General features: G+C 31.6%; 9 protein-coding genes. All 9 read right to left on the bottom strand.

Annotation, left to right across the window (positions count from 1 at the left end; translation table 11 throughout):
* Positions 1-840: a PTS mannose/fructose/sorbose/N-acetylgalactosamine transporter subunit IIC gene (locus tag BN1865_RS11930; RefSeq protein WP_050637464.1), complete on the bottom strand. Its 840-nt coding sequence runs from the start codon at positions 838-840 to the stop codon at positions 1-3.
* Positions 841-861: 21 nt separating this feature from the next.
* Positions 862-1,353, bottom strand: a complete 492-nt coding sequence (locus BN1865_RS11925; protein WP_050637463.1) for a PTS sugar transporter subunit IIB — start codon at positions 1,351-1,353, stop codon at positions 862-864.
* A 16-nt stretch (positions 1,354-1,369) separates the two neighbouring features.
* Positions 1,370-1,792 carry a PTS sugar transporter subunit IIA gene (locus tag BN1865_RS11920; RefSeq protein ID WP_050637462.1) on the bottom strand — a complete coding sequence of 141 codons (423 nt, stop codon included), beginning with the start codon at positions 1,790-1,792 and terminating at the stop codon, positions 1,370-1,372.
* A gap of 146 nt (positions 1,793-1,938) precedes the next feature.
* Positions 1,939-3,219, bottom strand: coding sequence for an ABC transporter substrate-binding protein (locus BN1865_RS11915; RefSeq protein ID WP_050637461.1), 1,281 nt, complete (start codon positions 3,217-3,219; stop codon positions 1,939-1,941).
* Positions 3,212-3,886 carry a response regulator transcription factor gene (locus tag BN1865_RS11910; protein WP_050637460.1) on the bottom strand — a complete coding sequence of 225 codons (675 nt, stop codon included), beginning with the start codon at positions 3,884-3,886 and terminating at the stop codon, positions 3,212-3,214. The genes BN1865_RS11915 and BN1865_RS11910 overlap by 8 nt, the downstream gene beginning before the upstream one ends.
* Positions 3,864-5,189, bottom strand: coding sequence for a sensor histidine kinase (locus BN1865_RS11905; RefSeq protein WP_050637459.1), 1,326 nt, complete (start codon positions 5,187-5,189; stop codon positions 3,864-3,866). The genes BN1865_RS11910 and BN1865_RS11905 overlap by 23 nt, the downstream gene beginning before the upstream one ends.
* Positions 5,189-6,151 carry a sugar ABC transporter substrate-binding protein gene (locus BN1865_RS11900; RefSeq protein ID WP_050637458.1) on the bottom strand — a complete coding sequence of 321 codons (963 nt, stop codon included), beginning with the start codon at positions 6,149-6,151 and terminating at the stop codon, positions 5,189-5,191. Before BN1865_RS11900 ends, BN1865_RS11905 begins: the two co-directional genes overlap by 1 nt.
* Positions 6,152-6,253: 102 nt before the next feature.
* Complete coding sequence (locus tag BN1865_RS11895) at positions 6,254-8,566, bottom strand: HAD-IC family P-type ATPase (RefSeq protein WP_050637457.1); 2,313 nt, start codon at positions 8,564-8,566, stop codon at positions 6,254-6,256.
* Between the two features lie 177 nt (positions 8,567-8,743).
* Complete coding sequence (locus tag BN1865_RS11890) at positions 8,744-14,335, bottom strand: GH92 family glycosyl hydrolase (protein WP_050637456.1); 5,592 nt, start codon at positions 14,333-14,335, stop codon at positions 8,744-8,746.
* Positions 14,336-14,386: the final 51 nt, after the last annotated feature.

The following is a 14,386-nucleotide window of genomic DNA, read 5'->3' as shown; positions in this document are numbered from 1 at the left end:
TTATATATCCTCCTCGTCATCATCATCAATATTCTCAACAGCTGGTTTATGAACCATTAACATCTTAATACGATAATTAATCAAAGCGAACATACCAGCGATAACTGTCGCTGACACTAAATTAATTCCTAATGCTGCTGCTAAAGTAAAACCAAAGAAGAAAGGAATAAAATCAACTGCTTTTGTTACAATTTGTTTTAATAAAATAGCAATTCCCACACATGGCAATAATGAACCAACAGTAAATAATGTCATCATAGCAATTCCATCCATTGGTAAATAAGTTTTAATTAAATCAACCATTGGAGCACCCATCTTACACATAATAAGGGTTGGAATAAATGAACATAAAATATGAGAAATCCAAGGTAAAACCATATCAACAACATATAATTTCTTAAAATCACCTTTTTCAACTGCACTCCATCCAACATGTTGCCATACTAAATTGATAGTTGCTGTTCCATAGAATAAAACTGTTCCTAAAGTCCCAACCATCGTACCAAATGAAGTTGCTAGGGCTTGACCATCTGCTGAACCAGCATCTAATCCATAACTTTTAATCGCAATCATTGCTAATGGAATACCAATATAACTCACTGCACGAACATCTGCTGATACAGTTCCGCCAGGAGTTACCAAAGCAATATAAACAACCTGCATAGCGACACCAACTAAAATTCCAGTTGCAATATCACCTAAAATAATTCCACAAACCAAACCACCAACCAATGGTCTTCCCAAAGTATAATTTCCTACTGATGTTCCCCCTAAACCTGGCATACTTGATAAACAAGCAAATAATCCTAGCAAGGCGGCTTGAATCCAACTAATCTCCATAATCATTCTCCTTTTCCATTATTAATATCCAAATTTTGCTTTAAAATCATCCCAAGTTCCAATAGAAACATCTGGTAATAGAGCAAATTTAATCTGATATCCTGCCTGAGCCATCTTTTCAAAAGCATCTGCCTCTTCTTGTGTAATTGATTGATTATTCCCCAATTTAATAGCACCTTCACGATCATTACATGGTCCCACAATCACTGTATCAATACCACATTTTAACCCCTGTTCTACTAAAATTTTATACATATCAATTGGGTTTTTAGTAATCAGAAAATAGCGTGTATCACTACTTAGAACTTTTGCTGACTTCTTTTGAAAATCATCCAATGTCCAAACAAAAGTTTTCTTACCACTTGCTGCTTTATAAGCAGCCTTTAAAACATCATTTTGTGCTGCTTTATCATTCACAGCAATTAAGCCATCACATGGATATTCACGTGCCCAACGTGTACATGTTTGACCATGAATCATACGATCATCAATTCTAATAAATGAAACTGACATATTTTTTTATCCTCCTTTAAATATCCTCTTCTTCACTTACTTCTAGTTTTAATTCTTTTAAAGCCCCTTGTGCTTCTAAAAGAACCTGTTCAACCAATTGCTCTTTATCAAAAGCATCTTTCATCAAGACAGTTGTAAGCGCAAGTGGTAGATTCATTCCACCAATGACAACACAATGATCATTCATTTTTAATTCTGTAATGACATTAAGAGCAGTTGTTAATGGTGAACCACCAATCAAATCTCCTAACAAGATAATTTCATCTTCTTTCGTAATTGATGAGATACTTTGCTGAAATAAACAAGCAAATTCATCAGCCGACTGACCATCTTCAAGACCAACTGCGATAACTTCCTCTCTTACTCCTGCTAACATAGATAAGGCATTGGCTAATCCCTTAGCAAACTGACCATGACTCACAAGCACAACATATTTCATTATTGATTCCCCTCCTTCTTAAGATATCTACATTCTACCAATAAAGCGTTTACATTCCATCTGTCATTTGTCATAATATTTGACTGACATTTTACATATTCAAATATGACAATTGTCACAAAAAATAACACACATGTGCATGTGTGTTATTCTTTAAGATATTTGTTTATTTCTTTTTGTAAGGTGATGAGCGATGTATCTAAATCCTCATCATTTTGAATCATCTGTAAAATCCGTGTATCAACCAGTCGAAGTGCTGACTCATATTTTTTAAATTGATTATGATTCACTGTATTTTCCATAACTTCATTTAATAAACTCATATCAACTTGACTATCTTCCTCATTTAATAAAGAAAGAGCATCTGGTGATTGAGTTACTTTTTTTAATGAAGAAATCCCTTGCGAATATTGAAAAAGTTCTTTTTGAGAATATTCATCATATGTTAGCATCTTTAAAAATTCCCATGCTGTTTTTGTATGTCTTGTTCGAGATGATATACCCATTAATAAAGAAGAGACTTGTGTACTATTTTCTTTTGTAGAAAGTGAAGGCATTTTTACACAATCCCATTCAAAATTAGAATATTTTTTGACACGCCATGGATAAGGTTTATAAGTACGATATTGTGAAAAAGGCATTGGTGAAAAAGCAACTTGTCCTTGATCAAATTCATAAGATGTAATTGTATGTCCCTGATTTAATTGATTCAACTTTTGAATAAAGGCAATTGCATTCTTAACTGATTCCTGATTTAAATAACATTCCTGTCCTTCTTCATCAAACAATTGGACACCATGACTATATAAAGAATCTAACCAACTAAAATTATAACATCCATATTGATCAATCATTCCATCATGATGACTATCTTTAGTTACTTTTTGACATATATTATAGAAATCATTCAGTGTCCAATCATTATGAGGCATTTCTATTCCTTCTTTTTCTAATAATGTTTTATTTACAAACATTAACGTTGGATTGCTTTCATAAGGTAATGCATATTGATTATTTTGATAAATACCCGCTTGAAGAGCACTTTGATAATATTGTGTTTTATCAAATTCATCATTTTCCATTAGATGATCTAAATTTTTCAATGCACCTAATGAACTTAAAGTATTAAAATCCTGATTCAATATCATAAATACATCCGGTTCATTTCCTTTTAAATATTGTTCAGATAACCAATTTGAGTAATCTTCTTTAAGAATACCACTATCATATTCTATTTGAACATAAGGGTAAGCTTTTTCAAAACGTTCTATAGCTTCATCAATAATCACATAACAATCACCACTTGGCACATCCCAGTTACTTCCAGCAAAAATACCAATTCTTAATATAACTTTTCGAGGCCAGCACACTAATGCAATAAGACAAGAAATAATTATGAGACTTATAATTCCATATTTTTTATTCATCTTTAAAATCCTTTGTTGTTTGACCTGACTGAACAGCCCAAATAGCTAATTGTGTACGATCTCTTAATGCAAGTTTAGAAAGAATAGAACTGAGATAATTACGAACTGTTCCTTCTGATAAAAACAGTTTTTGAGCAATCTCTTTATTTGATAAACCAAATCCAACTTGCTGAATCACACGCCATTCTGGTTTACTAATATCATTTAAAGAACTTTCATCTACCTGTACTGAGTAATTGTTTTGTGTCATTTTAGAAAACATACGAAAAACTTTGGTTGCAATATCAGGATTAATCATTGCACCACCATGATCAACTGTTAAAATTGCCTGATATAACTCCTGCATACCAACCCCTTTTAATAAATAACCACTTGCTCCATAACGCAAAGCACTAAAAACAAAATCATCGTCATCAAAAGTTGTTAAAATAATAATCTTTGTCGAAGGATACTGTTCTTTAACAGCCTTGGTACAAAAAACACCATCCATTCTAGGCATTCGAATATCCATTAAAATCACATCTATCTTTTCTCGCTTTAAAACATCAAGGACTTCAAATCCATCACCTGCTGTCGCTATGACCTCAATATCATCATGTGTTGATAATACAATTTTTAAAGACTCTCTAATTAATTCCTGATCATCAGCAATCAATACTCTTACCATAATTTTCTCCCCTTTGTATTGGTATTTTAACAACAGTTAAAAAACCATTATCTCCATCATACATTACAGTTCCATTAATAATAGCCACTCTTTCACTCATTTGCTTTAATCCAAATCCATATTGAATGTCCTTGCAGCCTACACCATTATCCTGAACTTTAAGAATCAAAATATCATCCTGCTGATAAATATCTATATCAATCCTATCAGCACCACCATGTCTTAAAGCATTCGTAATACTTTCTTGAATAATTCGAAATAACACATCTTCTTTTGTCTTTTCAAAATCAACCTGCTCCAACTGATAATTAAGATAAATCTCCAAATCACTAACATCAGCAAATTCTTCAATCATTTTCTCAATAGCACCCTTTAATCCATGTGCTTCCAAAGCACCAGGTCTTAGTTTATTCAAGGAATTGCGAACATCACCAATTCCTTCTCTGACAACTTTCGAAACAACTTGAAGCTGCTTTTTGGTTGCTGCTGGATTGATATCAATCATCGCAATACATGCATCAACACCTGCTGCAATTCCAGTCAAAGCATGTCCTAATGTATCATGAATTTCACGAGCCAAACGTTTTCTTTCATTATTTTCACCAATTTTTTCTGTAATAGCTGCATAATTTCTTAATTCCTGATTGACTTGGTGTATCATTGATAACTCTTTTGTAATATTTTCATTTTCCTGCATTTGCTGAGCAATATAAACAATAATAAAAACAATAAACAAAAGCAAATTACAAGTCTCTAAAATATTTTTACCAATCATTAACATACTGCGTATACTGGCATCATAAACCAGCATATATTGTTGCATATTTGTCATTGGTACAAAAGCCGAAAATACATCATAACTTGCAAACAGATAAACAAAAACCATCGCTGTCAGTAACCATTTTGAATATTTATCATCTTTTAAATGATAAATGCAATCACAAAAAACCAATAAAATAATTCCATTATATCCCATATATAAAAGATAAATAATCATTGCACAAACAATAAATTCAATTCCATTATATATAATATTCATTTTCTTATTGACTATCTCATGTTCACTTCGATAATAAATAATATAACTCAATATTGCAAACATTAAAATTGATCCTAAAAACACCAGCATTGGATGATGTGGAATATAGGAAACTTCATCTAAAAAATCTCTTGCTATATGATTTTGTATAATATACTTCGTTGTTAATAAGGCAATTGTTCCATAAAACATAACAATAATAAGATTTAATAAAATCATAAATACTCTTAATGAGGTTAAAGATTGAAAATATGTTTTACGCATTATTGCCACCCCGTTTCATCATATTGAGAAATATTATCTTTATTAATCAGTACAACAGGTATTTTAATTTCACTTGTGACTTCTTTTCCATTAATCACCTGATACATTTGCTCAACAGCAATTCTTCCAAGTGAAATAGGTGACTGAGCAACTGTCCCAGCAACTGTATGACTTTGTAAAATCAATGATTTTAAATCTGGCGTTCCATCAATTCCATAGACAATAACATCATCTCTATTTTGTGCTTCTAAAGCAGCTAATGCACCTAAAGCACTAGGATCATTTAAAGCCATCACAACATCGACCTGACTTGTTTTCAATATCATCTTTTCCATCATAGGCATGGCAATTTCCAATTGACCTTCACATTCACCTTCATTCACAATATGATATTGTGGTTTTGATGCTATTGTATCTAAGAAGCCATCAATACGATCTTTAGCTGATTGAACTGTTGAATGTTTTAAAAGAATAATATTGGCTTTATCCATTCTATTCATCATATCATTAGCACACTGAACACCTGCATCATAATTATCTGATACAATTGTACAATTGACTAATTCTTTATCCAAAACTGGTGCATCTACAACAATAACAGGAATATTGGCTTTTTTAGCAGCTTGAAGTGCAGGTTTGATCTTTTGTGAATCAATAGGATTCACAAATATGCCATCAACATGTTGATTTATAAATGAATAAATCTGCTGATTTTGTTTTTCTACATTCAAAGCAGGATCTAATGTCATGAGATGATCACCACTTTGATTGACAACTTTTTCTATTTCATTATTGATGACTTCATAAAAAGGATTATTCATTGTCATATAAGTCACACCAAAAACTTTGTGTGAAGAAGCATGTGGATCCATATAGCTAGTTATTATCAAACCTATAATCATTGCTGTTATTGTCAAGATAATTCCCACTAATGCTTTTTTATTCTTTTCATGTTGTTCCATAGATTCACCTCATTTTCTTTATTTTAACATGATTAATGTCATTGTAGATAGTGACAAAAGTCATATTTCAAAAAGAAAATCGAATGGTTTTCACCATTCGATTTACTCTTTATCTAAATAACAATTTATAAAATAAGAAATCACTGTTGATAAAACAATACCACAAGCTACAATAACCAAAATATATTTTATTAAGACATCTGTAATAGGTGCCAAAGCTAACCAATCCCAAAACAATCTCGTTGCTAATATCAACCCAATGACATCAATAACCAAAACAAAACCTCTATACCAATTGATAGGACAATAAATACGATATATTAAATGAATAGCAAGTAAGGCTGTAGAAAAATAAAGGATTGTAAACAATTCATTCATATCTAATCCCAATCTCGTGGATAGGATACTCATTGTAATCACACTACATATAATGGCTATAGCATTAGGAACTGAATAACGTAAAGTATGTCTACCAATTGATTCTTTTTGTTTACTAATATTCTTTTCAAACAAAATCATAAAAGATGGGAAGCCTTCAACAAAGTTATCTAATAAAGTCATTTGAAAAGGAATAAATGGATAAGGCATATTTAATATAACCATTGCAATTGCAATCACAATTGTATAAATTGTTTTGAGATAATACATAGAAGCGGAACGCTCAACATTATTTGTGTCCAAACGTCCTTCTTTAACAACATCAACCATTGTTGATAATTCACCACTAATAACAACAAATTGCGATATTTGCTTAGCAGCATCTGAACCTGAACCCATCGCAATTGAAACATCAGCATCTTTTAATGCCAAAACATCATTGACACCATCACCTGTCATAGCAACTTTAAGCTGATGACTTTGCAATGCTAAAATCATTTTATGTTTTTGATGAGGGGTTGCTCGTCCAATCACATTATAATGCATAACAGCATTTTCAATATCTTCATCTGTTTGTAAAGTTGTCGCATCAATATAGTGACTTGGATTATCAATTCCAGCCTGCGCTGCTAAAGCACTAACAGTAACTGGATTATCTCCTGATATAACTTTGACTGCAACATCATTTTCTTTAAAGAAAGCAATGGCTTCTTTAGCATCTTTTCTTAATGGATCAAAAATAACAATAGCAGCTAAAGGTATTGCATTCTTTAAGTCATCTTCAAATGCATCAAAAGATGGGTGATAGGCAACCAATAAAACACGAGCCCCATTTTGTCTTGCTTCTTCAACTGTCTGAGGCATGGATAAATCAGGGATGATAAATTCTGGAGCTCCTACAATGATTGTCCCCACACCTTCTAATAATGATGCACTCCATTTACGGGCAGAAGAGAATGAAATACGATCTTTTGTGTCATATTTTGTATTTCCCTGGAAATAATTAGCTAAAGTCTGAAAGGTTGCATTGTTATCTAAACTTCCATTTACAAATGATGTCATCAGTTCATGAATATCATATGGCAATGAATGATCAAATGAAATCACATCCTGAACCTGCATCTTTCCTTCTGTTAATGTCCCTGTTTTATCTAAACACAAAACATCTGCATGAGACAATGTTTCAATACTAAACATTTCTTGAACAAGAACTTCTTTTTTACCCAATCGCACAACACTGGCTGCCATAGAAACACTTGTCAGTAAGACTAAACCTTTTGGCAACATTCCTAATAAAGCTGTGGATGTATTAACAATTGCCATTGTAATAGATTCATCACGAACGATTAAAGCCTGATATAACATAAAAATACTTAGTGGCAAAACAAGAAAACTTGTGAATTTAGTTACTTTGTTAAAAAATGTTACCAATTCTGAAACAACAGGTTTACGATTTCTTGCTTCACTAGCAATTTTAGTTGCATAATTATCAATACCTACATGTTCAACTTTTGCATGACAGGCACCTGAAACAATAAAACTTCCTGATAATAAATGATCACCAACTTTTTTAAGAACGGGATCAACTTCACCAGTTAATAATGATTCATCAACTTCTACAGTTGTATCCAAAACAATCGAATCAGCAGAAATCTGATTTCCTGTTTCTAAATAAATCACATCATTTAAAACAATCTGTTCATTATCAATTGCTTCTATTTGATTATCTCTTAATACTTTCGTCTGTGGAGATATAATCAAATTTAATTTAGCAACCATATTACGTGATCTAATTTCCTGATAAATACGGATAACTGTATTCGAAGTCACAATCACAACAAAGAACAAACTTGACCATGCCTGCACAGCTACTAAAGCACATGCAATCACAAAGTTATATGCATTAAATAAATTGAAAACATGTTCAACAATAATCTGTCGATTGGTTTTCACTAATGGCTTAGGAGAAACATTGATATTTCCAAGTTCTTTTTGTTGATTCACTTCGCTTTGTGTCAAACCAGTTATTTTTTTCATATTCACACCTACTTTTATAGTTCTATTTCTCATATTTTTCCTTTGAATACAATTTTTTAATCAAAATTTTATTTAATCTTATCATATTTATATGGAAATACTATGAATATTTGACAAAGAATTTCTAAAGAAAATCAAAAGAAGAAATATAGAGATAATATTTCTTCCTTCTTCATTTTACTTTTCAATTTTCTTTCTTTTACAAATAAGTAAAGTAGACAATAAAGATAATCCCATTAATCCTATAAAGTAAATGATATTTATTTGATCTCCAGTTTGAGGATTATTCATATCATTTATGTTACCATTATGAGGCTTATCTCCCATATTTGGTATATTTGGTTTATCATCAGGTTTTGGGTCAACATTTACATCAGGAACTTTTACCAACTGTTTTATTGCATCTTCTAATTTATCTACAGCATCATTGACCTCTTGTTGTGAAGCTTCAGAATTATTATAGACTTTTCTAGCTTGTTCTAAGATAGTTTGAAGTTTTTCCCAACTCTCTTTTGTATAATGTGCTTCTTTTAATTGATTTGTTGAATCAATTAAATTACCTAATTCAGTATAAATAACTTTTAATTCTAATGCTGAGTAAGCTGCATTTAATTGTTCAGTCATTTTATCTAAATCTGTTTGTTCTATTAATTTTTCATTTATCAATGTTTGTGCATTTTTTAAAGTATTTACAAAGTCAGCTTTATGCGTTTCTTTATACAAATCCACATTCACTGTTTCCATTCTTAGAATTGTTGCTTTTAAGATATCTCTATTCAATAATGTCAATTGAGTATTTGCATTGATAAGCTTATCATATGCTGTTTTATAAACTGAATAATCACTACCTTTTTTTATATTCTTAGCAACACTTATTGCTGATTGAAGCGTATCCCAACTTGTCTTTGTGTAATCACCAGATACCTTTTCTAACTCTGTAACTAATTCGTCTAAGTCACTAATAATCTGATACTCTAATAAATCTAATGATTTCTGTAATTTACTCATTACATAATCTATTTCAGTTTGTGTGACTGATTTGTTATCAAGAATATCTTCAACTTCATTTAAATAACTTTTTACTCTTTCAAAACTTATACGTTCATACATATCTCTGTTATCAAGAATGACAACAGATTTTTTATATAAATCGTTTAATTTCGTTTTATCAACAGTATTTGTTTCCCTTAATTCAAACCAATCAATATTAGCCACATAATGACTACGTGCTGGGTCAACCTTTAATTTAACATATAAATCATGCTTTCCAGTAACTTTTTTTGTTAATTCTTTTGAAACTTCTACATAATTATTCCATGATCCTGTAATAGGAACCTCAATTGTAGAAAGAGGAATTCCTTCCATATCATCAAGATAGAACTCTACCTTTGCATTATCACCACAATTTGTATTTGCAGCATAGCGAATTGCGATTTCTCCAAGTCGTAAGTTACTAAAATCAATTTGGTTATACTTTAACCATGCATTGTTATAAGTTCCTCCTATATTTTTTTGAACATCACCCTCTATTTTAAGATTTCCACCACTCCAATCATCTCTTTCTTCAGCTTCTAATTTATTTTTCTTTAACTCTAAAGTCTTTTCTTTTAAAGCAAACCAATCAATATTAGCAACATAATTACTACGAGCTGAATCAACTTTTAATTTAAAATAAATATCATGTTTTCCAGTAATATCATTACTCAAAGTTTTTGAAACCTCTACATAACTACTCCAAGATCCTGTAATGGGAACATCAATTATAGAAATAGGCGTTCCTTCCATCTGATCTAAATACACTTCTACTCTTGCATTATCACCACAATTTGTATTTGCAGCATAACGAATAGCAATTTCACCTTCATTAAACTGATCAAAATCATATTGATTATATTTTAACCATGCATCATTATAAGTTCCACCTAAATTCTTTTGATCAGTTCCTTCAATTTTAAGTGTTCCACCACTCCAGTCATCTTTTGCTTCTGCTTCAAATTTATGAACTGCCAATTCTTTAACAACATTTTCTTCATTAAATTGCATATAATCTATATTACCTGTATATGGATGAGCATCATCAGTTGTTCCATGCATAACAAAGTAAACATCATGCTGACCTTTTAACAATGATGAATCAATATCAACTGTAGAAATGTCAAATGTTCCCCAGCCAGAAGCTGTATTCTTTAATGGAACAGTTGCAATTAACTTACCATCTACTGCATCTAAACGAACTTCCATTGTACAATCATTTGGAACTCTACTACTTGCTGAGGAATATCTAACATCAAATGTTTTAATATCATAAATATCAAAATCAAGTGAATCATAAGCAATCCATGCTCCATCATAAGTTCCACCAAGATCATAATCTCCTTCATTCTTCAGTCCATTACCAGACCAACTATCACTTTTACCAGCTTCTAATCTCATTGTTCCTTTTTTAAGAACCAAAACTTTTAATTCTTCTAACTTCTGATTAATTTCTGCCACTGCATTTTCAATATCTTTTTCACTTGGTTTGTCTTGATCTAATAAACCTTTGTATTCTTCAATGCAGTCTAATAATGATTGATAAGAAGCCTTTGTATAATCTCTTTGATTTAATTTTTTTGCTTCTTCTATCATATTTTTAAGAGTTGTTCTTTCATCTCTATAGAAATCCAAAACAAATGGACTCATACCTGAAAGTGCACTTCCTTTAATAACATTTGCTTTTGTACCATCAAATGCATTATCGTTAAATTCTAATGCCAAATCAACATCATAGTCATGCTTTTTAGCATTTCCAGTAAAACTTAAAACCACAGTTTTTGCATCAATCTTTTTTACAACTGGAGTTAATCCTGCTGGTACATTTGTAAATGAAACTTTATTTGTTTTAACAAAGTTTTCACCATGAGCACCTTTAAATTGAGCATCACCAGTTAATGTAATTGTTGATGTTTCAACAATTGTTCCATTATCAGTTGAAGCCTCTTTTAATTTTGTACTTGAATAATTTAATGTGTCATCATTAAACATAATTCTTAAATTATCCTTGACTGAACGAATACTTGTTATCTTATCTTTTGTTGCTGCTTCATTCACTTCAACTTTAAGATTACTAATACTATCAGTTAAATTATGTTTTTCTGCTTTTCCAGTAAAGTTAATTTCAAGAGTATCAGTGGTCTTTTTTACTGCATGAGCAATGAGTCCTTTTGGAACATTAGAAATGACAATCTTATTTGTTAAAGTCAAATCCTCATGAACATCTCCTACAAATTCAGTTCCATGAACTTTTAATTCTATACTTTGATCAATACTTCCATCATTAATGACTGATTCTTCAAATGTTGCATTCGAATATTCTAAAGGATCATTATCATAATATGATGTAGGTACTGTGTCACTACTAGAAATAGCTGCCACACCATCTTGAGCCCATGTTGTATCAGCATTATCACTCATTTCAAGTGAAAGAGTTCCACCACGAGTAATTTCTGAATAATCTAACCATGTACGATTGAAGTTGACCCCATTGAGTTTAGCGGATTGAATATACATGTTATCTGGAGAAACATTATTGGCTTCAATTGTAAATGTTTTTCCACCACCAACGTCTAATGATACTTTTTCAAAGAATGGTGAGCCAATTTGGAATGTTGGATCCCCTGGAGTCATTGGGAAAATACCCATAGCTGCTGAGACAAACATCATAGCCATTGTTCCAGCATCATCATCCATTGTATTTAAATAACCTTTTGGAGATAATTTATACATTTTTTCTTTTGTTGCTCCACTTGCGTAGTTTTGATTCCAAGTTTCTCCAGTATAAATCTGGCGAATCCAATATTGTGCTTTCGCTGGTTTTCCAGCAAAATTGAATAGATATGGAGCATGTAATTCAACTTCATTAGCAGCATTGTGTTGCATAGCTTTCCCATTATCTGGATCATGTTCACCAAATAAATATTGTAAAGATTCTAACAACGATTCTTTGCCACCCATCAACTCCATTAAACCATTTATATCATTAGAATCATATAAACTATATTGCCACATATTCCCTTGATATAATCCTGTATTATAACTAGAAGGATCTTGATCAGTTCGCCAGTTTCCTTGAGCATCCTTATTCCATAACAGACCAAGTTTCTTATCACTAAATGGTGATTGTACGGCATTAGCTCTAAACATATTTTTATAGTTGAACGATCTTTTTAAATAGTATTGTGCCTCATCTTTTTTACCTAATGCTTCAGCTATAATTGATAACGCCCAGTCATCATACGCATATTCAGCAGTTCGGTCTACTCTATTTGCAAAATATCCTAATTTTTCAACATCACTTGTAATTGCTTTATTTGCAATTTTCTTAGCCTCTTCATACGCTCTTTCAAGATTATCAATATCAGTATATCCTTTTGCGATTCCATCAGCTAACAATGCAACTGCATGTTCAGTTCTAACATTTGGAACAGGCTGCTTATCATGAGACCATGTGACAATCCCATAATCTAAAGCATCAGCAATAGATTTAACCATATCCTTATAAACATCTGGCATGACCAGACCAATCATTGGATATTTACGATAATCATCCCATAAAGTCCATGAATCATAATGTGTATAATCATTAGCATTATGAATTTTACCATCTGTTCCTCTAAATGTTCCAGTTGTGCTTGTTGCATTCATTGGTGTCATAAACATATGATATAAATGTGTATAAAATAATTGTTTTAATTCTCCCGTTGGATCACTTGTTTTAGATGTTTCAATTTTGATTTTACTTAAAACATCATTCCATGCTCTGTCTGCTTTTTGATAAACAGCATCAAAATTCCAATCATCAATTTCATTATGCATATCTATTTTTGCCTGAGCAACACTAATTGGAGAAATACTGACTTTCACATCAATTGTTTCATTATCTTCAACATCAAAATTTAAAATAGCTCCTAAATCATTTCCTGTTTGTGATTTTTTATCAGTTAATTTCTTTCCGTTCCAAGTTTTAACATTATTTGTAGCTTTGTTTGTTTCCATGTAAAAATACATTGTATATTTTCCACTTCCACCAACATTTTTACCACTAAATCGACCACCTAAAGTCGTTGTTTGATTATTTTCTTCAATAATATCTAAAGTTGCATTTCGAACATCAGTTCCATGATATGTATAATTTAAATCAGCCATAATATTAACATTTCCTGCTTTTGGAAATGTATATCGATGATATCCAGTTCTTTGATCACTTGTCATCTCGGCTTTGATTTTACCCATTGATGAATCAGCTTTAGCACTATCATCTTTCCCAACATTTGGTGTTAACTCTGCCTTATAATATCCTGGTTTTGCTTCTTCAGTTGACTTCTCATAACTCATAGCACGCGTTTTTGAATTTGGTCTTGCTGTATATTGTACATAGGTTGGTGTTATCAAAACATCTCCACCAGCACCTTGCCCTCCTACACCTTCAATACGTGTATGTGAAAACCCTTGAATCTGAGTCTTCTTATAATCATATCCAGCATGATCCAATGTATCATGAGGATAAGTATCTGGACTTAATTTCACAAGAGCATTTGGTACTACACTTCCTGGAAACAACTGACCATAATCAACTTCTGTAGAAACAAATGGATCAACATATTGGGTATAACTCTTTTCTTTTTCAACAGCTGATACATCTTTTACTGTCGCATAAGCAGCCGCCGAAAAACTAGTGAATGACAATGTTCCAGCTAATAATCCCTTTACAATTTTCACTTTCTTTTTCATCTTTTCCCTTCCTCTCTTTTTACACCGTCATAATAGCATTTCATGTGCCTT

Source organism: Candidatus Stoquefichus sp. SB1 (assembly GCF_001244545.1).
Lineage (GTDB): Bacteria > Bacillota_I > Bacilli_A > Erysipelotrichales > Coprobacillaceae > Stoquefichus.
Note: the sequence above shows the minus strand (reverse complement) of the source record. Positions and strands in the feature narration are given on the sequence as shown.

Coding starts and splice junctions, on each gene's coding strand:
- BN1865_RS11895 (WP_050637457.1), bottom strand. CDS start 8,566: ATGAAAAAAATAACTGGTTTGACACAAAGCGAAGTGAATCAACAAAAA.
- BN1865_RS11910 (WP_050637460.1), bottom strand. CDS start 3,886: ATGGTAAGAGTATTGATTGCTGATGATCAGGAATTAATTAGAGAGTCT.
- BN1865_RS11925 (WP_050637463.1), bottom strand. CDS start 1,353: ATGTCAGTTTCATTTATTAGAATTGATGATCGTATGATTCATGGTCAA.
- BN1865_RS11920 (WP_050637462.1), bottom strand. CDS start 1,792: ATGAAATATGTTGTGCTTGTGAGTCATGGTCAGTTTGCTAAGGGATTA.
- BN1865_RS11930 (WP_050637464.1), bottom strand. CDS start 840: ATGGAGATTAGTTGGATTCAAGCCGCCTTGCTAGGATTATTTGCTTGT.
- BN1865_RS11905 (WP_050637459.1), bottom strand. CDS start 5,189: ATGCGTAAAACATATTTTCAATCTTTAACCTCATTAAGAGTATTTATG.
- BN1865_RS11915 (WP_050637461.1), bottom strand. CDS start 3,219: ATGAATAAAAAATATGGAATTATAAGTCTCATAATTATTTCTTGTCTT.
- BN1865_RS11890 (WP_050637456.1), bottom strand. CDS start 14,335: ATGAAAAAGAAAGTGAAAATTGTAAAGGGATTATTAGCTGGAACATTG.
- BN1865_RS11900 (WP_050637458.1), bottom strand. CDS start 6,151: ATGGAACAACATGAAAAGAATAAAAAAGCATTAGTGGGAATTATCTTG.